Source organism: Pseudomonas sp. TWR3-1-1, assembly GCF_049896545.1.
GTDB classification, from domain to species: domain Bacteria; phylum Pseudomonadota; class Gammaproteobacteria; order Pseudomonadales; family Pseudomonadaceae; genus Aquipseudomonas; species Aquipseudomonas weihenstephanensis.
On the sequence record NZ_JAFCUO010000009.1, the window covers coordinates 217,322 to 238,628 of the forward strand.

Annotated in this window: 29 protein-coding genes and 1 tRNA gene; 14 read left to right on the forward strand and 16 right to left on the reverse strand. The window is 55.0% G+C overall.

All coding sequences use genetic code 11. From position 1 onward, the window contains the following. Positions 1–37: 37 nt before the first annotated feature. The 5 genes from aroC (at position 38) to mtnC (ending at position 4,264) form a co-directional block, all read left to right on the forward strand. Positions 38–1,129 (forward strand): chorismate synthase, encoded by a 1,092-nt coding sequence (aroC, locus tag ACP7A4_RS19080; RefSeq protein ID WP_059762980.1) that lies wholly within the window; start codon positions 38–40, stop codon positions 1,127–1,129. A 34-nt stretch (positions 1,130–1,163) separates the two neighbouring features. Beyond that, positions 1,164–2,312, forward strand: coding sequence for an MFS transporter (locus tag ACP7A4_RS19085; protein WP_426247947.1), 1,149 nt, complete (start codon positions 1,164–1,166; stop codon positions 2,310–2,312). Further along, on the forward strand, positions 2,309–2,929 hold the full coding sequence (locus ACP7A4_RS19090; RefSeq protein ID WP_426247948.1) for a methylthioribulose 1-phosphate dehydratase: 621 nt from the start codon (positions 2,309–2,311) through the stop codon (positions 2,927–2,929). The genes ACP7A4_RS19085 and ACP7A4_RS19090 overlap by 4 nt, the downstream gene beginning before the upstream one ends. Before the next feature lie 96 nt (positions 2,930–3,025). After that, complete coding sequence (locus ACP7A4_RS19095) at positions 3,026–3,571, forward strand: 1,2-dihydroxy-3-keto-5-methylthiopentene dioxygenase (protein WP_426247949.1); 546 nt, start codon at positions 3,026–3,028, stop codon at positions 3,569–3,571. A gap of 9 nt (positions 3,572–3,580) precedes the next feature. Next, positions 3,581–4,264, forward strand: a complete 684-nt coding sequence (mtnC, locus tag ACP7A4_RS19100) for an acireductone synthase (RefSeq protein WP_059762977.1) — start codon at positions 3,581–3,583, stop codon at positions 4,262–4,264. Positions 4,265–4,347: 83 nt separating this feature from the next. Here mtnC and ACP7A4_RS19105 read toward each other — a convergent pair whose 3' ends face one another. Next, positions 4,348–4,626, reverse strand: coding sequence for a DUF3509 domain-containing protein (locus ACP7A4_RS19105; RefSeq protein ID WP_048366189.1), 279 nt, complete (start codon positions 4,624–4,626; stop codon positions 4,348–4,350). Positions 4,627–4,951: 325 nt separating this feature from the next. Here ACP7A4_RS19105 and ACP7A4_RS19110 point away from each other — a divergent pair, with 325 nt between their 5' ends. The 5 genes from ACP7A4_RS19110 to ACP7A4_RS19130 all read left to right on the forward strand — a co-directional run bounded on the left by ACP7A4_RS19110 (position 4,952) and on the right by ACP7A4_RS19130 (position 9,848). Further along, on the forward strand, positions 4,952–5,485 hold the full coding sequence (locus ACP7A4_RS19110) for an ankyrin repeat domain-containing protein (RefSeq protein WP_203302467.1): 534 nt from the start codon (positions 4,952–4,954) through the stop codon (positions 5,483–5,485). 70 nt (positions 5,486–5,555) lie between these two features. Further along, the gene (locus ACP7A4_RS19115) at positions 5,556–6,086 is read left to right on the forward strand and encodes a hypothetical protein (protein WP_203302468.1); all 531 of its coding nucleotides are present in this window, start codon (positions 5,556–5,558) and stop codon (positions 6,084–6,086) included. 83 nt (positions 6,087–6,169) lie between these two features. Further along, positions 6,170–6,361: a PLDc N-terminal domain-containing protein gene (locus ACP7A4_RS19120; protein WP_048366153.1), complete on the forward strand. Its 192-nt coding sequence runs from the start codon at positions 6,170–6,172 to the stop codon at positions 6,359–6,361. A 202-nt stretch (positions 6,362–6,563) separates the two neighbouring features. Then, on the forward strand, positions 6,564–7,439 hold the full coding sequence (gene speE / locus ACP7A4_RS19125; protein ID WP_059762974.1) for a polyamine aminopropyltransferase: 876 nt from the start codon (positions 6,564–6,566) through the stop codon (positions 7,437–7,439). 330 nt (positions 7,440–7,769) lie between these two features. Further along, a complete protein-coding gene (locus tag ACP7A4_RS19130; protein ID WP_203302469.1) occupies positions 7,770–9,848 on the forward strand; it encodes an LTA synthase family protein in 2,079 nt (692 codons plus the stop codon). A 70-nt stretch (positions 9,849–9,918) separates the two neighbouring features. On the opposite strand, the gene ACP7A4_RS19135 is transcribed toward ACP7A4_RS19130, so the two are convergent. Next, positions 9,919–10,071: a DUF3309 family protein gene (locus ACP7A4_RS19135; protein ID WP_047294031.1), complete on the reverse strand. Its 153-nt coding sequence runs from the start codon at positions 10,069–10,071 to the stop codon at positions 9,919–9,921. A gap of 205 nt (positions 10,072–10,276) precedes the next feature. Here ACP7A4_RS19135 and ACP7A4_RS19140 point away from each other — a divergent pair, with 205 nt between their 5' ends. Beyond that, positions 10,277–10,609 carry a YnfA family protein gene (locus ACP7A4_RS19140; protein ID WP_048366150.1) on the forward strand — a complete coding sequence of 111 codons (333 nt, stop codon included), beginning with the start codon at positions 10,277–10,279 and terminating at the stop codon, positions 10,607–10,609. Positions 10,610–10,782: 173 nt separating this feature from the next. Next, entirely contained in the window at positions 10,783–10,986 is a 204-nt protein-coding gene (gene csrA / locus ACP7A4_RS19145; protein ID WP_059762972.1) for a carbon storage regulator CsrA, read from the forward strand. On the opposite strand, the gene ACP7A4_RS19150 is transcribed toward csrA, so the two are convergent. From ACP7A4_RS19150 to ACP7A4_RS19185, 8 genes are all read right to left on the reverse strand, one after another. Then, positions 10,983–11,210, reverse strand: coding sequence for a YheU family protein (locus ACP7A4_RS19150; RefSeq protein ID WP_203302472.1), 228 nt, complete (start codon positions 11,208–11,210; stop codon positions 10,983–10,985). The two genes, csrA and ACP7A4_RS19150, sit on opposite strands and share 4 nt — an antisense overlap. A gap of 78 nt (positions 11,211–11,288) precedes the next feature. After that, positions 11,289–12,287, reverse strand: a complete 999-nt coding sequence (locus tag ACP7A4_RS19155; protein WP_203302473.1) for a glutathione S-transferase family protein — start codon at positions 12,285–12,287, stop codon at positions 11,289–11,291. A gap of 87 nt (positions 12,288–12,374) precedes the next feature. Continuing rightward, complete coding sequence (locus ACP7A4_RS19160; RefSeq protein ID WP_426247950.1) at positions 12,375–13,376, reverse strand: glycosyl transferase family protein; 1,002 nt, start codon at positions 13,374–13,376, stop codon at positions 12,375–12,377. Continuing rightward, a complete protein-coding gene (locus tag ACP7A4_RS19165) occupies positions 13,373–13,708 on the reverse strand; it encodes a TusE/DsrC/DsvC family sulfur relay protein (protein ID WP_059762968.1) in 336 nt (111 codons plus the stop codon). The genes ACP7A4_RS19160 and ACP7A4_RS19165 overlap by 4 nt, the downstream gene beginning before the upstream one ends. Continuing rightward, positions 13,705–14,004, reverse strand: a complete 300-nt coding sequence (tusB, locus tag ACP7A4_RS19170; protein WP_426247951.1) for a sulfurtransferase complex subunit TusB — start codon at positions 14,002–14,004, stop codon at positions 13,705–13,707. The genes ACP7A4_RS19165 and tusB overlap by 4 nt, the downstream gene beginning before the upstream one ends. After that, positions 14,004–14,366 carry a sulfurtransferase complex subunit TusC gene (gene tusC, locus ACP7A4_RS19175; RefSeq protein WP_426247952.1) on the reverse strand — a complete coding sequence of 121 codons (363 nt, stop codon included), beginning with the start codon at positions 14,364–14,366 and terminating at the stop codon, positions 14,004–14,006. The genes tusB and tusC overlap by 1 nt, the downstream gene beginning before the upstream one ends. Position 14,367: 1 nt before the next feature. Beyond that, entirely contained in the window at positions 14,368–14,760 is a 393-nt protein-coding gene (gene tusD / locus ACP7A4_RS19180) for a sulfurtransferase complex subunit TusD (protein WP_426247953.1), read from the reverse strand. 108 nt (positions 14,761–14,868) lie between these two features. After that, positions 14,869–15,540, reverse strand: coding sequence for a Bax inhibitor-1/YccA family protein (locus ACP7A4_RS19185; RefSeq protein ID WP_048366141.1), 672 nt, complete (start codon positions 15,538–15,540; stop codon positions 14,869–14,871). A gap of 123 nt (positions 15,541–15,663) precedes the next feature. On the opposite strand from ACP7A4_RS19185, the gene ACP7A4_RS19190 reads away from it, so the two are divergent. Then, positions 15,664–15,751: transfer RNA gene (locus ACP7A4_RS19190), tRNA-Ser, on the forward strand. A gap of 119 nt (positions 15,752–15,870) precedes the next feature. Here ACP7A4_RS19190 and ACP7A4_RS19195 read toward each other — a convergent pair. The 4 genes from ACP7A4_RS19195 to ACP7A4_RS19210 all read right to left on the reverse strand — a co-directional run bounded on the left by ACP7A4_RS19195 (position 15,871) and on the right by ACP7A4_RS19210 (position 17,865). Further along, positions 15,871–16,923 (reverse strand): phage integrase, encoded by a 1,053-nt coding sequence (locus ACP7A4_RS19195; RefSeq protein ID WP_426247954.1) that lies wholly within the window; start codon positions 16,921–16,923, stop codon positions 15,871–15,873. Position 16,924: 1 nt separating this feature from the next. Next, positions 16,925–17,167: a DUF4224 domain-containing protein gene (locus ACP7A4_RS19200; RefSeq protein ID WP_426247955.1), complete on the reverse strand. Its 243-nt coding sequence runs from the start codon at positions 17,165–17,167 to the stop codon at positions 16,925–16,927. 73 nt (positions 17,168–17,240) lie between these two features. Continuing rightward, entirely contained in the window at positions 17,241–17,633 is a 393-nt protein-coding gene (locus tag ACP7A4_RS19205) for a hypothetical protein (RefSeq protein WP_426247956.1), read from the reverse strand. A 52-nt stretch (positions 17,634–17,685) separates the two neighbouring features. Then, complete coding sequence (locus ACP7A4_RS19210) at positions 17,686–17,865, reverse strand: hypothetical protein (protein WP_426247957.1); 180 nt, start codon at positions 17,863–17,865, stop codon at positions 17,686–17,688. Between the two features lie 373 nt (positions 17,866–18,238). Here ACP7A4_RS19210 and ACP7A4_RS19215 point away from each other — a divergent pair, with 373 nt between their 5' ends. Then, a complete protein-coding gene (locus tag ACP7A4_RS19215) occupies positions 18,239–19,087 on the forward strand; it encodes a hypothetical protein (RefSeq protein ID WP_426247958.1) in 849 nt (282 codons plus the stop codon). 31 nt (positions 19,088–19,118) lie between these two features. Here the strand turns inward: ACP7A4_RS19215 and ACP7A4_RS19220 are convergent, their stop codons facing one another. Beyond that, positions 19,119–20,882 (reverse strand): DNA cytosine methyltransferase, encoded by a 1,764-nt coding sequence (locus tag ACP7A4_RS19220; protein WP_426247961.1) that lies wholly within the window; start codon positions 20,880–20,882, stop codon positions 19,119–19,121. Positions 20,883–20,943: 61 nt separating this feature from the next. After that, a partial coding sequence (locus ACP7A4_RS19225) for a hypothetical protein (protein WP_426247959.1) occupies positions 20,944–21,307 on the reverse strand: 364 nt, incomplete at its 5' end.

Below are 21,307 nucleotides of genomic sequence, written 5' to 3' on the forward strand. Positions count from 1 at the left end.
CTGAGTTTTATCGGCTGTTTTTCACGGAGCGCCCTGCATGTCCGGCAATACCTACGGCAAGCTGTTCACTGTCACCACCGCTGGCGAAAGCCATGGCCCGGCGTTGGTCGCCATTGTTGATGGCTGCCCGCCCGGGCTTGAGCTGTCTGTTGACGATTTGCAGTTCGATCTGGACCGCCGCAAACCGGGCACTAGCCGCCACACCACGCAGCGCCAGGAAGCCGACGAAGTCGAAATCCTCTCTGGCGTATTCGAGGGGCGTACCACCGGTTGCGCCATTGGCCTGTTGATTCGTAACACCGATCAGAAGTCCAAGGACTACTCCGCCATCAAAGACGTGTTTCGTCCGGCGCATGCCGACTACACCTACCACCACAAATATGGCGAACGCGACTACCGTGGCGGCGGTCGCAGTTCGGCACGCGAAACCGCCATGCGCGTGGCGGCCGGCGCTATCGCCAAAAAGTACCTGGCGACGCAGGGCATTGTGATTCGTGGCTACATGAGCCAGTTGGGCCCGATTGAAATCCCTTTCAAAACCTGGGACTCGGTTGAGCACAATGCGTTTTTCAGCCCTGATCCGGACAAAGTGCCGGAACTTGAAGCCTACATGGACCAATTGCGCCGTGATCAGGACTCGGTCGGGGCCAAAATCACCGTGGTGGCAGAAGGCGTGATTCCGGGCCTGGGCGAGCCGATTTTCGACCGTCTGGATGCCGAGCTGGCGCACGCACTGATGAGCATCAACGCGGTGAAAGGCATTGAGATCGGCGCCGGTTTTGCCAGCGTCGCCCAGCGCGGCACCGAACATCGCGACGAGATGACGCCAGAAGGTTTCCTGAGCAATAACGCGGGTGGCATTTTGGGCGGGATCTCCTCGGGTCAGCCCATCGTTGCGCACCTGGCCCTCAAGCCAACGTCGAGCATTACCACACCGGGGCGTTCGATTGATGTGCACGGCAACCCGGTTGATGTCATCACCAAAGGTCGTCACGACCCTTGTGTTGGCATTCGTGCCACGCCGATTGCCGAAGCCATGATGGCCATCGTGCTGATGGATCACTTGCTGCGTCATCGCGGTCAGAATGCCGACGTGCGTGTCAGTACGCCTGTGCTGGGCCAGCTGTAATGCAAAGCCTGTTGAGCGCCACGGTCTGACGACGGTGGCGCCTCTGCCTTACTGGCGACTGTCTGGCTTCTATCTTTTTTACTTCGCCTTGCTGGGTGCCACAGCGCCTTTTCTGGCGCTGTACTTCCACCATCTGGGTTTCTCCAGTGCGCGAATCGGCGAGCTGGTGGCCATCCCCATGTTGATGCGCTGCGTGGCCCCCAACCTGTGGGGCTGGCTCGGCGATTACACCGGTAAACGCTTGCTGATCGTGCGGCTGGGCGCGCTCTGTACGTTGTTCAGTTTTGCGCTGATCTTTGTCAGCAAGAGCTACGCGTGGCTGGCGCTGGTCATGGCGTTGCATGCGTTTTTCTGGCATGCCGTGTTGCCGCAATTTGAAGTCATCACATTCGCTCATTTGCGTCAGCAGCCTGAGCGTTACAGTCAGATCCGCTTATGGGGGTCTGTGGGCTTCATTCTGACCGTGGTGATTTTAGGTCGGGTATTTGAGTGGTTGAGCCTTGATGTCTACCCGGTCGCGCTGATCGTGGTGATGGCCGGGATTGTGCTGTGCAGCCTGTGGGTGCCCAATGCTCAACCTTCAAGCGAGGGCCGCCAACCCCAGGCGGGCGGCTTTGTGGCGCAATTACGCAGCCCCGGTGTGCTGGCGTTTTACGCCTGTGTCGCGCTGATGCAGATGAGTCACGGGCCGTATTACACGTTCTTGACGTTACACCTTGAGTCGCTGGGTTACAGCCGCGGTGTCATCGGTTTACTGTGGGCGCTGGGGGTGCTGGCTGAAGTGCTGATGTTCATGGCCATGCGCCGCATTTTGCTGCGCTTTTCGCTGCGCCGCGTTCTGATGGTCAGCTTTTTGTTGGCCAGCGCACGGTGGCTGTTGCTCGGCTCGTTCGCCGACCACGTCGGGGCATTGTTGTTGGCGCAGCTGATGCATGCCGCGACCTTCGGCAGTTTTCATGCCGCAGCCATGACTTTTGTGCAGCGCAGTTTCGGGCCGGGCCAGCAAGGTCAGGGGCAAGCTTTGTATGCCACCCTGGCCGGTATCGGTGGCGCAATGGGCGCGCTGTATGCCGGTTACAGCTGGAACACGTTGGGCCCCACTATCACCTTTAGTATGGCGAGCGTCGCAGCGCTGGCCGCAGCCGTTATCATTGCCACTCGACTGCAAGAGGACAGGCCATGAGCCTTACCCGTGAACACCTGAGCCAGGAAATCATAAACGCCGGGCGCTTTTTGTATGGCCGCGGCTGGTCGCCGGCCACCAGCAGCAATTACTCAACCCGGCTCTCGGCCAGCGAAGCGCTGCTGACCGTGTCGGGTAAACACAAAGGGCAGTTGGGCCTGGAGGATGTATTGGCCACAGATTTGGCCGGTAACAGTCTTGAACCGGGCAAAAAGCCCTCCGCTGAAACCCTGCTGCACACCCAGCTTTACAGTTGGAACCCGCAGATCGGTGCGGTGTTGCACACCCATTCAGTGAACGCGACGGTACTGTCGCGTATTACGGCGGGTGACCGTATCGAATTTGAGGACTACGAACTGCAGAAGGCGTTCAGCGGCGTGTCGACCCACGAGTCGAAGGTGCTGGTGCCCATTTTCGATAACGATCAAGACATCCCGCGCCTGGCCGCCAAGGTGCAGCCGTGGCTTGAAGCGCATCCAGACTGTGTCGGTTATCTGATTCGCGGGCATGGCCTGTATACCTGGGGCGCGCGCATGAGCGATGCTTTGCGCCAGATCGAAGCGTTCGAGTTCTTGTTTGAATGTGAGCTAAAGACCCGCGCCGTGCTTAACCGTTAACGTTGACGTCGTCGAGCACACACCTACCTGATTGATGGGTATGCCGCAACGGCCTGTAAAAGCCGCAAGTGTGCCCAAGCCGAGGAATTACGCCCTATGAGCTGCCTGTCCGTTTATCACGTTTCAAGCCCCGAATTACCCAATAAAGTGCTGACCCATTTTGCTGACATCGCCGCGACGCTGGCCGAGCAGGGCGTGCGCTTTGATCGTTGGCAAGCGGCCACACCGATACAGCCTGGCGCCGCTCAGGACGAAGTGATCAGTGCGTACCGTCAGCAGATTGATCAATTGATGACGGAGCGTGGCTACGTCACCGTCGATGTCATCAGCCTCAACAGTGACCATCCGCAAAAAGCCCAATTGCGTGCCAAGTTTCTTGACGAACACCGCCATGCTGAAGACGAAGTACGATTTTTTGTTGCCGGACGTGGTCTGTTTACGTTGCACATTGATGACTATGTGTATGCGGTGTTGTGTGAAAAGAACGACTTGATCTCAGTGCCCGCTGGCACACCGCATTGGTTTGACATGGGCGAGCACCCGCATTTCATCGCGATTCGCCTGTTCAATAACCCTGACGGCTGGGTGGCGAACTTTACCGGTGAGGACATCGCCAACCGCTTCCCGCGCCTCGAAGACTAAGGATTTCACATGCCGATCAAAGCCATCCTGACCGATATCGAAGGCACGACCAGCGCGGTCAGCTTCGTATTCGATGTGTTGTTCCCTTATGCGGCCAAACACCTGCCCGAATTCGTGCGTGCGCATGCCGAAGACCCGGACGTGGCCATGCAATTGGGTGCGGTACGCCTGGACAGCGGGGAGCCAGAAGCCGATGTAGAGCGGGTGATCGAGATTTTGCAGCAGTGGATTGCCGAGGATCGCAAAGCCACGCCACTCAAGGCGCTGCAAGGCATGATTTGGCAGCAAGGTTATGAAACGGGCGAACTTAAAGGCCATGTGTACCCTGATGCGGTGCAAGCCCTTAAAGCCTGGCACCAGCAGGGGTATGAGTTGTATGTGTATTCGTCAGGTTCGATTCAGGCGCAGCAGTTGATTTTCGGTTGTTCCGAGGCGGGTGATCTGAGGCCTTTGTTCAGCGGGTATTTCGACACCACGTCAGGCCCCAAGCGTGACGCGCAATCGTATCGGCATATCACTGAAGCGATTGGCTGTCCGGCGGGCAAAATCCTGTTTCTGTCCGATATTGTCCAGGAGCTGGATGCTGCGCAGGAAGCGGGCATGCTGACCTGTGGGCTGGCTCGCGAAGGCGGAGAGCTTGAAGGCCACACCACGGTCAGAAGTTTTGCCGAGATTGATTTGACGCATCCCTGAGCATCGGTAAGCCAGGCGTAAAAAAGCCAGCAAACGCGTTATCGCGGTTGCTGGCTTTTTGCTGTCTGTCGTAGCCAGCGCGATCAGGCGTTGTGATAGGTCGGCAGGGCAAAGCGGTTCTGGCTTTGCAGCAACGAAATGGTAGGCAGTTCGCTGGCTTGGCCTGCCAGGTCACGGCGAATCGCACTGATAACCCAAGTCAGTTGTTCCGCGGTGTGCAGTTGCGCATAAGAAATAGAGCGCTGGGTCTGTTTGCCATCACTGTCGCACAACGTCAGCAACACACCGCCATCCGGGCGGGCTTGGGTGGTGACGGTGTGGTTTGAGAACAGGGATGCGAATTTTTCTTGAATCAGGCTCATGTCTTTCAGCTCCATTAGCTCATGAAGGGCTTGCATGGAGTAGGTATTGCAGTGATTGTGCCACTATTGCTGTTTGTAAAAAACCTTATAAAACAATGGCTTACGTTTTATCAAAATGATACTCATCGTGCATTCTGCATGAAAGGCCATCGTGCATCCTGCATTTTGCCCATTCGTCGGAGGCCGGTTTACGGGCTAAGGCTGCGCTAAGCCGCGCCAGTGGCTTGATAAATTACGGCTATTGCCATCTTCAACAAAAAAGGGATGACACGCTCTGCCGGTCTCAGGAAACTACGTTCTTTTTGTAGCGCACCTGGAGCCTTAAATGTCCGACACCAAGCCCGCAGACTCACCCCGGCAGATGACCCCGGAAGAAGCGGCTGAATTTGCCGAGCAGGTTTTCAACAAGGCTCGCGAAGGCGATGCGGCGATGCTCGCCGCCTTGCTGAGCAAAGGTCTGCCGGCGAACTTGCGCAATCACAAGGGCGACACGCTGTTGATGCTGGCCAGCTACCACGGGCATGTGGATGCGGTGAAAGTCTTGCTTGAACACAACGCTGATCCCGAGGTGCGCAACGACAACGGCCAAAGTCCGATTGCTGGCGCTGCGTTCAAAGGTGACCTGGCGGTGGTCAAAGCACTCATTGAAGGTGGCGCGCAAGTGGAAGGCGCATCGTTCGATGGCCGCACCGCGCTGATGATGGCCGCCATGTTTAACCGCACTGAGATCATTGATTACCTGATCAGCAAAGGCGCAGACCCCAAAGCCAAAGATGCCAATGGCATCACTGCGCTGGACGCCGCCAAAACGATGGGCGCAACCGACACAGTCGCTCAACTTGAGAAGCTGTCGGGCTGATAGCCTGCCTTGAGGGGCGCATTTGATATATCCTGCGCGCCCTCAAATTTACCTGTGACAGGCCTCGCCCATGAAAACCGCTCTCGTAGAACTCATCAGCAAAATCAGCTCTGGGTGCATGGACGAAAACGACATTACTAAAATCGCGGACGAGGCAGCTCAGGCTTACGCTGATCCAGACGCGTTTCTTGCAGCCAATCCAGATATTAACTACGACGACACGTTCCCGATTTCGTTGGGTGAATGGGTCGTGATCGGCAGCCTGCCTGAAACGGTATTGTTTCAGGCCGACACGTACATGGATCTGTTTGAGCAGATTGTCGCTTCGTTTGGTCCGGGTGTTGCTTTCAACATCAAACCCAAGCAATTGGCCAAAACCGAAGACCTGACAGCCCTGAACCGGATTCAAATCCAGATGGGCAGCATGAACAAGGACAATGGCGGTTATGTGCTGATGAACCTCAGCCAGCCGCTGGACGACGAGATTCAGTTGGTGCTGGTGTATGGCAATGACGTACCCCGCGTGCTTGAACTGTGTGGTGAAGTCGGTATTCACGCCGAGCCATCACTGGAAGCCTTGAAAGTGGCTGTTCACGTCTGAAGTATTGGCCTGTAATAAATAACGGAACCCTGGCCACGGCTGACTATCCTAAGTGAACAAGCCCTTCACTCAGGAGCGTCATCATGGGTTCCACGTTTAACGGCCTGATTGGCCTGATCATTCTGGCTCTGGATATCTGGGCCATCATCAACGTGCTGAAAAGCGGTGCCGAAACCGGGATGAAAATCCTTTGGGTACTGCTCATCATCTTCCTGCCGGTGTTGGGCCTGGTGATCTGGGCCATCGCGGGGCCAAGGGGCAATGTCAGAATCTGACCCGTTTGTCAGTGAGCTGCCACCTGCTAGCGTGACAGCTCATTGAGTTTGTCAGCGTCAAGGTTCGACCTGTCATGTTCCTCGACGTAGAATGCGCGCCTTTCTTGGGCAATTGAACGTGTGTGCCGTCGCGGCACACCGTTCAACTGTCGATCATGGGCGGGTGACCGTCCGTTGCCACCAGCATTCAAGGGGACTTCCCATGACCGAAGCGCTTAAAACCGACTATCTCGAAACGCTTTATGAAGGCTATGGCCAGCGCTTTCGCATGGACAAGCTGCTGCACGAAGTGCGCACCGATCACCAGCACCTGGTGATTTTCGAAAATCCGGTGATGGGCCGCGTCATGGCGCTCGATGGCGTTATTCAGACCACCGAAGCCGACGAATTCATCTATCACGAAATGCTCACCCATGTGCCGATCCTGGCCCACGGCACGGTTAAACGTGTGCTGATCATTGGCGGCGGCGATGGCGGCATGTTGCGCGAAGTGACCAAGCACCGGGGTATTGAGCACATCACCATGGTCGAGATCGATGGCACCGTGGTGGACATGTGCAAGCAGTTTTTGCCCAACCATTCCAAAGGCGCCTATGACGATCCACGCCTGAACCTGGTAATCGACGATGGCATGCGTTTTGTAGCCACCACCGACGAAAAGTTTGATGTGATTATTTCCGACTCCACCGACCCGATTGGGCCGGGTGAAGTGTTGTTCTCGGAAAACTTCTACGAGGCCTGCCATCGGTGCCTGAATGAAGGCGGGGTTCTGGTCACGCAAAATGGCACGCCGTTCATGCAGTTGGGTGAAGTCAAAACCACGGCGGGTCGTCTGCGCAGCCTGTTTGCAGACTGGCATTTCTATCAGGCGGCCGTGCCGACTTACATCGGCGGGGCGATGACGTTTGCTTGGGGCTCGACCGACAACGCTTACCGTAAGGTGTCACTGGATACCCTGCGTCAGCGGTTTGCAGGTAGCGGTATTGTGACGCGCTACTACAACCCTGAAATCCATCTTGGTGCTTTCGCGTTGCCACAATACGTGTTGCAGGCCGTGAACAAGCCCAGCAACGATTAAAGCCGTCTGAATATAGGAAAGGGCCGAAAGGCCCTTTCTTTTGTTTCAAATTATGCTTTGAACGAAATTTTCACGTTCCATTTAAGAGAATTCGCGCTCGCATTTTATGCACCAATAACGGCTTACAAGGCTCTGGGTTGAGGCTTTCAAGTCAGAGGCTGCCGCGTTCTACGTTATAAAAGTACGCCATCAGTGGAAAACCACGGATGATCGTGCAACATTTGCCCACCGTGCATGACCCGCCACGCCCGTACTTCAGGGTGTTGTTGCCCTGGCGGGGCGATGCGCAATCCACGTCATACCAACTGAACCAATGGGTCCTAAAACGACATGGCAAACCCGGACGCCCTAAGACAACAGCACGCTGGAACGCGTGTGTTGCAACCAACCGTTAAATCGCATCTGGCTTTTACGCTGTTGTGCGCGTTGGTCATGATGGTGATGTTTACCCTGCTTCGGGTTGCATTGCTGGTTTACAACCGGGAAATGATCCTCGACACCCCGGCGTCGACTTTTTTGGAAGCGTTCGCGAACGGCCTGCGCTTTGACCTGCGCATCGTGGTGTATCTCAGCATTCCTCTGCTGCTGGCCTTGCTCAGCGTCAAGGCAATGGTCCAGCGTGGTGTAATGCGCTTCTGGTTGACTGCGGCCTCTAGCCTGGCACTGTTTTTGGGCCTGATGGAAATGGACTTCTACCGTGAGTTTCATCAACGGTTGAACGGTCTGGTGTTCCAGTATGTGAAAGAAGACCCTAAAACGGTCATGAGCATGCTCTGGTATGGCTTCCCTGTGGTGCGCTACTTGTTGGCGTGGGCCGTGGGCACCGTGGTGTTGTATTTCGCCTTTCGTGCTGCAGATCGGGTCACACGTCCGCAACTGCCGGCCGCGGGTACGGGCGCTATTCGCGCTGCGGCTCCCTGGTATACACGCATTGCTGTCTTCGTCGTGGTGCTGTTGGTGTGTGTGGTGGCGGCTCGCGGCACTTTGCGCCAAGGCCCTCCGCTGCGTTGGGGCGATGCCTACACAACTGATTCCAACTTCGCTAACCAGTTGGGCCTCAATGGCTCGCTCTCGTTGATCGCTGCTGCGAAAAGCCGTTTTTCTGACGAGCGCACCAACATCTGGAAAGCAACCCTGGAAGACCCGGTCGCCGTGAGCACCGTGCGTGAAATGTTGCTGACCGATAACGACAAGCTGGTCGACCCGGACACCGCCCCTGTACGCCGTGACACCACGCCACCGGCCGAAAAAACGCTGCCGATCAAGAACGTTGTGGTCATCTTGATGGAAAGTTTTGCTGGCCATTCGGTTGGCGCGCTGGGCCGTCCAGGCAACATCACGCCGTACTTCGACCAATTGTCGAAAGAAGGTCTGTTGTTCGATCGCTTCTTCTCCAATGGCACCCACACCCATCAGGGTATGTTTGCCACGATGGCGTGCTTCCCGAACTTGCCAGGCTTTGAATACCTGATGCAAACCCCGGAAGGCAGCCACAAGTTGTCGGGTTTGCCTGAGTTGCTCAGCGCACGCAAATTTGATGACGTGTATGTGTACAACGGTGATTTCGCGTGGGACAACCAATCCGGTTTCTTCAGTAATCAGGGTATGACCACCTTCGTAGGTCGTAACGATTTCGTTGATCCGGTGTTCTCAGATCCTACGTGGGGCGTGTCCGATCAGGACATGTTTAACCGCGGGCTTGAGGAGCTGAAAAAGCGTGAAGGCAAAGAGCCTTTCTATGCCTTGCTGCAAACGCTGTCCAACCACACGCCGTACGCGCTGCCGACACCGTTGCCGGTTGAGCCGGTGACGGACCGTGGTTCGCTGAATGAACATTTGACCGCCATGCGTTACTCGGACTGGGCATTGGGTCAGTTCTTTGAGAAGGCCCGCAAGGAGCCGTATTTCAAGGAAACCCTGTTTGTCGTTGTGGGCGACCACGGCTTCGGTAACGAACAGCAGATTTCAGAGATGGACCTGGGACGCTTCAACGTGCCGTTGCTGTTGATTGGCCCGGGTATCCAGGAGAAATTTGGTCCGCGCAGCGACATCGTGGGCACTCAAGTCGACATCGTGCCGACCATCATGGGCCGTCTGGGTGGCGAGTTCCGCCAACAGTGCTGGGGCCGTGACTTGTTGACCTTGCCTGAAGGCGATAAAGGCAGTGGTGTGATCAAGCCGTCGGGTAGCGATCAGACGGTGGCTATCATTAGCGGCGACCACTTGCTGGTTCAACCCAAGGAGATGCCGGCCAAAGTGTGGCAATACACATTGGGCGCCAACCCCGAAGCCAAGGTCGTGACCGGTTCGCCAGACGAAGCCGAACTCAAGCAAAAACTTGAGTCGTTCTTGCAGACCGCGACCAAAAGTTTGCTCGATAACACGGCGGGTGTTGCAGATCCGAAGTAAGTCATGAAGCAATAAAAAAGAGGCCCCAGGGCCTCTTTTTTATTGCGCGTCGAGCCGGCTTTTAACAGGGCTAGATCTTGCCAAGCAATAAGAGAATCAAGAGTACGACCAGCACGGCACCAATAATCCCTGAGGGACCGTAACCCCAGCTTTTAGAGTGAGGAAACACAGGCAGCCCGCCGACCAGCAGCAGGATCAGGACGATGAGAAGGATGGTGGTCATGGTGAGTTCCTTATTAATGAGATCAAGCAACAAGCAAGGGGTGCAGGGCGCTGCTTGAGAAACAAGGCCAGGCAGTGCTTATAAAGTCCGACTGCTGCGACTGGGGATTAATTCAAACTTATTTAAGTTGATTGCCGCACTCAGGTATTGCCCGCTGGTAGATCCGCGGGTAGGGTGCGCGTTTGCTCATGCTCAGAGATTAATCATGCTCAATTACGTCTGGTTTTTTTTGGCTGCCCTGTTTGAGATTGCCGGGTGTTATGGGTTTTGGATGTGGTTAAGGCAGGGTAAGAGTGCGTGGTGGATTGTGCCGGCTGTATTGAGTCTCACCCTGTTCGCGCTGCTCTTGACCAAAGTAGAAGCTGTTTATGCAGGACGGGCGTATGCCGCGTACGGCGGAATCTATATCGTCACATCCATTGCCTGGCTGGCGGCCGTGGAAAGAGTCAGGCCTTTGGCCTCGGATTGGGTGGGTGTTGGATTGTGCGTAATAGGCGCGACCATCATTTTGTTGGGGCCGCGAGTGTCGAGTTCTTGAGCTGAATTCGTCGGATTGCGTGATTTATCGCTGTGCCGCGTAGGCAATGATGTTTTTTGTTGTAGGAATTAGATGTGTGATTAGTAGGTCGCTACTGATTTTTATTGTAGGGATTGAAGGAGGTTATTGCGCGTTGCAGTCTTTGTGGCCACCTTTCTTGCAGGATGAGAGCCATGCTGATTCTGAGCCGCGCCGTCGGCGAATACATTTCTATCAATCAAGACATTACTGTGCGGATTATTGCGGTCAACGGTAACCATGTACGCCTGGGCATCGAGGCCCCCAAGGAAGTCAGTGTTCATCGTTCGGAAATTTACGAGCGCATCCGAAACGAACAAGGCGGGCGGTTACCGATCAGCCCTTTGGGCAAGCGTTAATCAAAGTACTCTTTGGGCACTGCATGCTTGGGCAGCAATAGACATTGCTGACTTTCAAGATCAAAAAAAATCACCGCCTGGCCTTTGCCCAGTGCTTGGCGCACTCGCAGAGTGCGTGTCTCCTGGGGGGTGTCATCTCCATTGTCGGTGCCATCGCGACTGACAACATCTTCGATAAGGCGGGTCAGGGTATCGGCTTCAAGCTGGTCGTAAGGGATAAGCATGGAGGGTTCTCTTGATCAATGCTGGCGATGCTACTGGCACCCGACGTGTGGTGCCAGTGCTGACGTGTATGTAAACGGTCATTTGGTAAATATCCCCTGGCCTTTTAAGCGACTGCGATCGTGTTCGACGGCCAGGTGCAGGGCGGGGCCTTTGGGAATGATACCCGTGGGGTTCAGGGTGCGATGACTTGCGTAGTAATGGCTTTTGATGTGGGTGAAGTCCACGGTGCTTGCAACGCCGGGCCATTGATACAGCTCGCGTAGCCAATTGGACAGGTTTGAGTAGTCCGTAATCCTTTGCTCATTGCACTTGAAGTGGCCGTGGTACACCGCGTCAAAGCGGATCAGGGTTGTGAACAGCCGGATGTCTGCTTCGGTCAGGTACTCGCCCGCCAGGTAGCGATGTTTCGAAAGATGGGCTTCGAGGTGTTCAAGTTCAGCAAACACGTCGTCGAAGGCCTGCTCATAGGCTGATTGTGAGGTCGCAAACCCTGCTCGATAGACGCCGTTGTTAAGCGCCGGGTAGATCCTTTGATTCCAGTGGTCCACCTGTAAGGCCAAGGACTGGGGATACAAATCCAGTGTGTTGGCGGTGAGGGAATCAAAGGCGCTATTAAACATTCGAATGATGTCAGCAGACTCGTTGCTGACGATGCATTGCTGCTGGGTGTCCCACAGCACGGGGACTGTCACGCGTCCGCTGTAATCGGGGGTGTCGAGTGTATACAGCTGATGCAAGTAACTAAGGGCGTTCAAGTGATCGCCGCTGGCGCCAAAAGATGTGTCAAAGGTCCAGCCGTTTTCCAGCATCAACCAACTGACCACCGATACGCCAATGAGTGATTCCAGGCCCTTGAGCTGGCGGGTAATCAGGGTGCGATGCGCCCATGGGCAGGCCAGTGACACGTATAAGTGATAGCGCCCGGCCTCGGCGTTAAAGCCACCCACCCCCGTCGGGCCAGGCGAGCCGTCAGGGGTGATCCAGTTTCGACGTTGCGCCTGTTCGCGCTGGAAGGCGCCGTCTTTGCTGCTCTTGTACCACTGGTCGTGCCACTGTCCATCAATCAATAAGCCCATGGGTTGCTCCTGGCAGTTTTGCTTTGGAGGTCAGTCTAGAGGCTTGAGTTCGAACAAATAGCGCAAAAGCTGGGTGTTAAGCATCGGTTAAATCGATTTGTCACGATTTTCCCAATAAAGGCGGGCACGTTCAAAAGCGTGCTCGCGTGGCGTGCCCAGTCCGCGTAAGGCCAAGGCCATGGTGGAAAGCAAGGCCAATTGTGGATAGCTGTCTTCCACGTCACCCCGCCACAGCGCTTTAAGGTGTTCAGTGTCCAGCGTTGCTGGTTTTACATGACGTTGAGTGGACAGTGCGGGCCATTCTTCATCCCAGTTGACCCCTGCGGTTGTGCCATAAAGGTGGCTAAGTGTGTCGGGGTTGATTTCAATTTCACCGCCGTCACCCTTGATCACGATGCAGGTATCGCCCAGTAGGCTGCTGGCTTCTCGGTGCACGCCTTGGTAGCCCGGGTGGAAGATGCTTTGCAGTGCGCAGCGTGCGCCCAGTGGATTGAGAAGGCGCGCCAGGGAGTGGATAGGGGAGCGCAGACCCAAGGTATTACGTAAATCGATCATGTGCTGCAATTGCGGGGCCCAGTCTTGCAGAGGGATAAAGGCAAGATTGCCGTTATCCAGCGCGACTTCGACGCTGTGCCAATCGCGGCACAACGGGATGGCCAGTTCGTTAAGCAGTTGCTCACTGTAAAGACGCCCGGCGGTATGGGCGCCACCGCCATGCATCAGGATGCGTACGCCGTTTTGCGCCAGGCATTTGGCCGCCAGCAAATACCAGGGCAGATGGCGCTTTTTGCCAGCGTACGTGGGCCAGTCGATATCGACCTTGATTGCAGGTGCCGGCAGACGTTCACGTACCGCTTCAACAAAACCGGCCAGCTCTTCGGGGCTTTCTTCTTTGTGCCGCAGCAGCATCAGGAAGGCGCCTAACTGCGTGGCTTCGGTTTTTTCGTCAAGCAGCATACCCATGGCTTCGCGTGCTTCTTCGCGCGTGAGGTTGCGCGCGCCGCGTTTGCCTTTACCCAGAATGCGTACAAATTGTGCAAAGGGGTGTTCGGCCGGGGTTTCAAGGATCAGTTCAGCGGGCGTGTTCATAGGCAATTAGTCGGTTTAGGCAGGCCCGCCAATTTGGCAGCGAGTTTGGCAGGTGTGCCATTAAACAGGCGGTTGAGGTGCAGGCTGTTACCCTTGTCCGCTCCCAGTTTGAGCGCGGTGTATTTGATCAGTGGGCGGGTCGCAGGTGAGAGTTCGAACTCTTGATAGAAGCTGCGCAGTAACGTGAGGATCTCCCAGTGTTCAGGCCTTAGCTCAATGCCTGCTTGCGCCGCCAGCGCGTGGGCAACGTCCTCGGACCAGTCGTTGAGGTCAACGAGGTAGCCGTCCTTATCCAGTTCTATGGTTTTGCCCTTGAGGGTGAGTGCAGTCATAGCCAGGTGTTGACCTTGTCATAACCAATTGTCAGCGCTACAAACGCTAGGTAATCGACGCGGGTAGCCCAGTCCGGGCATTGAAGATTGCGGGCGACCAAGTCTTCATCCAGCACAAAGAGCTTCAGTTCGGCTTTCATGCTGTCGAGCGTCTCACGCGCACGGCTATGCGGCTGTAAGGCGTAAGCGGCATCGCCACAGAGCAAGAGCGCGTCATGAGTGGACATGACTCGCAAACAACTGCCAAATCGGCTGTCTGAAAAGGGCGAGTGATTCAGGACATGTAAGGTCGACATCAGAGGGTGATTACCTGGTCATAACGGGCGATAAGATCGCGGACTTTTTCCAGTTCCAGTGATTGCACATCAGCCACTGTCAGCGCAGTGCGCGCGAGGCCGCGTTCTTCCAAGCTGAAACTACAGGCGAACACGTCGTCGACGCCAAACAATGACAAGGCTTGCAAATTGGCCGTCAGATTTTTTTGCTCGATGGCGACCGATTGTTGATCAGGCACAAGCTGAAACACGCCATCGTCCATAAACAGAAGACCCATTGGCAAGTCAAAAGCCCCACCGGCTAAAACAATATCGAGTGCTTCGCGAGCGGTGAGACCGGACCATGGCGCCTGCCGGCTGATGATCAAAAGTGATGTAGACATATCACGCCCCCCCGAAACAGATCAGTCGATCCGCAGACTGAATGGCATCATGCAACTGGCCTAGTCCAGACAACTCCCAGGGTGCTTTGAGATTGACCGCAGACCGCTGATAGCGCGTAGCTTCATCCTCATTCAATACTCCGCGTCGTAAGGCAGCAGCAATGCACACCACACCATCAAGCTGGTGTTGAGTGACAAAGGTTGCCCATTGTTGCGCGATATCTTGTTCGTCCTGAGGTGTGACGAGGGTGCTTGATGCGCTGTGCACACCGTCCTGGTAGAAAAACAGGCGCACGATTTCATGACCTCCGGCCAATGCGGCTTCGGCAAACCGAAGTGCTCGACGTGAGGAGGGCGAATGGGCCGCTGAATAAAGGGCGATGGCAAATTTCATGGAAGGCTCTCGGCAAAACTGCGGTAATCATAAAGCCAGACGCTCAAAGATGCTTGCAACAGGCAATAAAAAGCCCGCCGAAGCGGGCTTTTGCCTTGCGGGCGATGATTAGTCGTCGCGGCTCATGATGCCGAAGATTTGCAGCAAGCTGATGAACAGGTTGTAGATCGAAACATACAGGCTGATGGTCGCCATGATGTAGTTGCGCTCACCGCCATTAATGATGGCGCTGGTCTGGAACAAGATGCAGACCGACGAGAAGAGCACAAAGCCTGCGCTGATAGCCAATTGCAGGCCGCTGATCTGGAAGAAGAAGCTCGCCAGCGTCGCGCCCAGTAGCACAAAGAAGCCTGCGGTAATGAAACCACCCAAAAAGCTCATGTCCTTACGGGTGATCAGTACATAAGCAGACAAGCCGCCGAAAACCAGAGCCGTCATCGCAAACGCCGACCCCACAACCTCGGCGCCCCCTTGCATGCCCAGATAGCGGTTGAGGATTGGGCCCAGCAGGAAACCCATGAAACCGGTCAGTGCGAACGTCGATACCAAACCCCAAACCGAGTCACGCAGCTTGTTAGTCAGGAAGAACAGCCCGTAAAAGCCGATCAGGACCACAAAAATATTTGGGTACCCAACCCGCATCTGTTGCGCGACAAACGCCATCACACCGCTGAACGCCAGTGTCAAAGCGAGTAAGCCATAAGTGTTGCGCAGGACACGGCTAACCTCTAGCTGCTCGGCCTGCACGCTGTTATTAACAGCGTAATCCTGTTCGCGCATGGCGATACTCCTGTGTTTGGAAATGTTAAGTAGCAAAGATCATAGCAGAGGCTCTGTAACAAGCGCTCAAGAGAGTTTGACAACGTGTTTCATTCAGGTATTATGGCGCCCGCAACAACGTTAGGAGGTGTGGCCGAGTGGTTTAAGGCAACGGTCTTGAAAACCGTCGACTGTAACAGGTCCATGAGTTCGAATCCCATCGCCTCCGCCATATTGCTACACAGCAGAGCCCGCCTTTTGGCGGGCTTTGTCGTTTCTGGGGTTTGTAGAAGGTGGTGAGCGAAATGGTACGAGTTCCGAAACTATTCGGGAGGAGTTCCGAAACTTTCGCTATTTTGAAGGTTTTGCAGTGGCGCCAAGGCGCCTGTAAACCCGCTTGGTGATATCGCTTTTTGAGTGGCCCAGCAGCAGGCTTGCGTCTTCGATATTCTTAATTTCAGATGCTGCCTTCGGTCGAATATCCCTAAATTGGAATGCCGCAATTCGACTGGCCAGCAACGAATCCTCTTCACTAATAGCAGAGTTTTTTGCCTGCTCCCGCGCTTCATCCCATCTTTTACGCAACATGGCAGCGGTCATGCGTTTCCCGTGCTTGTTTACTATGAGGTAGCTCGAGCTGTGCTGAGCATTGCGCTCAGAAATCACCCGTATTAACTCTCCGAGACTATTCTCTTTCCCATCGTCGTTCACCATAAAGATGCGGATCCGCTGTTGGGTCTTATTCTGCTGAACTAACAAGTAATCCCCTTCAACGTCGTCCCGTCGCATCATCAGCACGTCCGCCGGCCTTTGCCCAGTGAGGTAGGCAAGATCCATGGCTTCCTTCAATTCTGGCGGTGCTTTTTTATACACGGCTTCCCACACCGCATCATTGGCATAGTAGTCCCTGGGCTTTTCCTTGTTTTTACGAACGCCTTGGCATGGATTCTCGCGGGTCGTAAGCCCCCACTCTCTGGCCATGTTGAAAACATGGGAGAGAGTCGCAAGCTCTCTGTTTGCTCGCACCTTTGCAGTCCTCTTATCTCGGTATCCAGCAATAGCCGCAGGTGTTATCGAGTCAATGGGAGCGTCATCGAACATGGGGCGGAGTTGCTTGAGTTCGGCTAAGTTGTCCTTCTGAGTACGAGCAGCCTTCTTTGGTAGAATGTCGCGTATGTAGCGGTCGAATATCCCCTTCATCATAGTCAGATCAGCTGGCTTCTCCTTTGCTTCAAGCTCCGCCCACTTAACCCTCGCTATATCCAGATCACACCCTAAAGCTATTTCCTTCCCTGTAGCATCCCTGTAATAGAAGCCAATCCAAACAGTCCCGTTTTTGCGTGGCCGTTTGCGCCGAACCATCCCTGGCGGCAGATCCCTGTTTTCAGTCTTGCGGGGGCGCATATCAATTCACTCTAGAGAAGTCAGGTGTCCAGGCTGGAGCTGCTGGTGGGGGAGTTGGGGTCGCGAGAGATGGCGAAATTATTCCGAGCTTCATGCGCGCGAACATCCGACCAACTAAAGGGCGACCACCGCGACTTTCGACAAAGACCCAGTTACGAGCCTTGAGCCATTGGCGCTGGTAGCCACGGTGTTTGTAGCCGGTAAGGTTGACCAGCTCTTCTTCTGAGAGGATCTCAGTTTCCATGCGCGTATCTCCATGCCGCCGCGCTTGGCGGCAGAAGGTGAGTTATCTAGTGGGATGGTTTGTCGCGTGCGGATCAGAAGCTGCGCTCTTTCTGGCGCTCTACATCGATCTGCCCATAGAGGGCATCGACTCTTTTGCTTTTCCTGTCGAGAGCCTGGGATCGCTTGATGTGATCTTGCATTGCCTTGTTATAGGGCTGCATCAGCTCAAGAAGCCGCAGTTTTTCAGCAGCGTCTTTCGATTCGTTGAACCTAACGGCGAGCCGATCGCGCTCTTTGAAATCAAGGCCATCGAGCGCCCGATTTTCTTTTTGCATTTCCTCGAGTACTTCAGCTGATTGCCTTTGCCAACGGATGTACAGAACATCGCTTCGTTTGGGTCGGTAGAAGGGCTGACTCCTGATCCAGGCCACCAGGTCATCCTTTGTCATCTCATCGAGAATATCTTTCACGACTTTCTTGCTCATGCGCGCGCACCTCACCCGCCGATTACTGGCAGGCATTTAAGTGGAGGAGGGGTTACGGGTATTTTTTGCTGATGCGCTTGGCGATGGCTTCGAGTTGTTCGGCCATAGCCCACATGGCGTTGTTGTCGCGGCGAGAAACCACGGCTGAGCGCTGGACGTTACGTTCTATCAGGATCTTGGCTGCCAGCAGGATCAGCCAGGCCTCGATCTTGCGGCGCAGAAGTCGTTTCACGGCTGCACCCCATTCACTTGGCAAGACCCTCTACAGCCATGCTGTAAATGAACTTGATTGATCCCAAGAGATTGTATGCTTCTGGCCGTAACCGTTGCCATCGAGCAGCCTGGCCAGCGCGTCATGTAGCTGCACTTCGCTGCTGTAGAGGTAGAAAAGTTGCCGAGCAGAAGGGCCAGTGCGGGGAGCTTCATGTGCTGTTCAGAGGCATCGCCGGTCTTTAAATGGTTAAGGGTTGAGTGATTTTGAGGCATGGCGGCTCCTTGGCTGCTATAGCAGGTGACTAATAAGAGGGCGATTAGGGCTTGCAGTTTTTAAACGGGTGATGGCATTGTGCCGCCTGATAATTCAAGCTTTGAGTGAGGGGTTGCAATTGGCTAGCAAAGAGTCTGTTGAGGATGGCATAAAAACAACTTCAGGATTCCTTACGTGGGGTAATCTTCGAGATGTCTCAGTAATTATATTCTTATTTGTTTGTGCGTATCGAATTGCAGTGATGGACGTGATTGTTGATCTTACTGGTTTTAGTTTTACAGATGTCTTAAGTATGTTTTTAGCGATTTCGGCGATCGCATTATCAGCGGCCTTTTATTTCAAGGCTGACGAGTCGTCGCAGGGTTTTTACAATAATACCTACCATTTTACAAAAGATGTTTCCGAGATTTTAGGTCGCATTGAATCTGGCTTCGGGGAAAAGCTTCGGCATATTGACGAGGGATATAGTGGCTTGAGCCAAAAATTTGACCGTATGCCATTTGACAAAGTTGCTGCTAAAGCCGATGAAGAAACTAAAGAGGCCGAGATTCAAGAGCAGGAAGCTGAAAGGCAAGATATAATTGAAGGTCTTATGAAAAGGGCCCATCTTGCCGATGAAGAAAAGCGTGAGCTCGTATCACGACTCTCACAGTTAAGTAACGAGCTAGATCGTTCCCGAGCAGAATTACACAGTTTTCGCGAGGGCGTTTCTAATGATGATCATGGATCTTACGTTTCTGATGGGTTTAGAACCTATATCGTTCCTTTTTTGAGGCGTCATTACCCCGGGGCCTTTAAAACTGCTCCGCAGCGGGTAATTGCAAATAGATTTAAGCGCGTCTTGGACGATGTGGAGTTTGACTCTCATGATGTGCAGTATATGGAGAACAACGGTTTGCTGAGAGAGGGGCGCTTGACTGATAAAGGTTCTAAGTTTATAAAAAATCTTATGGCCCAAGAGTTATGATTGTCTTTAAGTACAGGTCTTTAATCTAATTTCAAGCTGCTTTGATCTTAAAGTTCCAAACTTGCCATGGGTCATTGGCTCGTGCCAGTGCTGCCATAGGCGGAGGGCTAACGCTGTTCCCGCACATATGCACCTGCTGGGTTTTTGTAAATGGCTTGCCGTCTGCCCCGTGGCTGATGATGTAGTCGCCCGGGAAGCCCTGGGCCCTGTACAGCTCGGCCGGTTGCAGCATCCGCAGGCAGATGTCGACGATCACGTATGGCGTACCCTTTATGGTCACGGTGACCAGTGCCAGGCGGTCGCGGGTGGTGATGGTCGGTGATGGCTCGCTAGCTTCGCTCACATTCTCGGTGCCGTAATAGCTGATCAAGAAGGCCGCAACCCTCAGCGCACCAGCCTCAACCTCCGGCGAGAGCTGCAACTCAACCAGCGAACTTTTTCCGCCTCCGCCTGCTGTGATCGTCGGTGCTGGGTCGTCCATGCTTTTGGCTGCGGTTGTGTTGAAACCGCCATTCATCTGGGCCATGAACACAGTCGAAATCCCCATTGCATGCGCAGCTCCGGCAGGGCGCTTGTAGTTCCCGCCGCTGGTTATGGTGGGCAATGGCTCACCCAGCGCTTTGCCTTCGTCTGCAAACCTGAACTTGACCAGGTGCGCTGCCGCTATGGAGTGCCCACCACTTGCTGTAACTGTTGCGAGCGGCTCACCGGTAGACCTGCTTCCGGCGCCCCAGCGTTGAACGCCTCCGGGCTTGCCTTCGCCGTGTGCGGCAGCAACCATCACCGGGCTCACAACCGAGAAGGCGCCGCCCTTGGGGTAGGAGGTCACGGTACGCAGCGGCTCGGCCGCAGACTGCACGCTTTCCCCGGACCAGTTCGCGATCGGCACGATGAAAGGGTTGGCCGAGTCCAGTACGAACTTGCGCATTCCCTTGGCCACCCGGCGCAGGGTGGCCGGGGCCAGATCCTTTTTACGGCCAAAAATGCTTTTACTCGGGATCGTCCAGTCAATGCACTCAGCAGCGGTGCGCCACTTTTGCTGACCCTTGGCGGGGTTTTTGGCGTGTGTTGGTTCAGGCCACACGATCGGTTGGCCATCGCAGCGGGCAATCATGAATAGGCGCTCCCGACTGGTCGGTGCGCCGAAGTCGCAGGCCTTGATCACACGCCATTCGACGGCATAGCCCAGGCGCTGCAATTCAGCCACGAAAACTGCCCACGTTTGACCGCGGCGTTTTGGATCGGGTACCAAGAACTGTTCGTTAACCGGTACCACCTCACCAAGCTCAGCGATTCCGCCACCCAACTTGATGACGCGCCCGGTCGACTTGCAGCGCTTTGCCACCAGCGGTCCCCATTGCAGGATCTGCTTCACGTTCTCCAGGCTGATCACCCGGGGGCGCTTCATGCCTGCCCACTTGAGGCCGATCCACGACAGATTACGAATCTCCCTCTTGCGCGGCTGGCCACCGGCAGCCTGGCTGTGGTGGGTGCAGTCCGGCGACATATGGAACCAACCCACGGCCCGGCCACCACATTCAGTGTCAGGGTCGCCCTCAAACACATCAGTGGTGAAGTGCTTTGCATGCGGGTGGTTGATGGTGTGCATGCTGATCGCCGCAGGGCTGTGGTTTTTGGCGACAGTTACCGCGCGCCCAAGGCCCATTTCCAGACCTGTACCAGCACCGCCACCGCCGCAGAAGAAGTCCACGACGATCTCGTCGTCCTGCTGGTTGAAGCCAAGGCCGTACTGGGTTTTGAAATCGAAGGGGTATTTCTTCTGGTGTGCGGACATAAGTAGACCTCGCCGGGCGGCGTGATTTTTTAGTGAAAGGGTTGTTTTAAGAGAGGGTTGGCTAAGCAGCTTGAGTTCGGGTATCAGGCTGCCATTCACAGAACCCAACCCGTTGCGCTTTAGTTTTCGCGTTGATAATTGGCCGGCCTTCGGCGTCAGTCATAATGCGCTTCGCCCTGATCCGCAAATCCCGGCATTGAATGGTCTTGCGGGCCAGCTCAATGAACTGCTGGGCGTACTGTGGGGCATCGAACAGCGGCGAGAGCTGGCGAACCGTACCCCCCCCCATAATCTGCTCAGTCTTTTTCTCGACCAGCTCCATCCATTCTGCGAGCGGGATTGGCTCAACGCCGCACGGTGCTTCCACGTTCTTGCGGGTGCCTTTGGTGCGCTTCTTGGCCTCGGCCAGCGCAACGTCGCGGGTC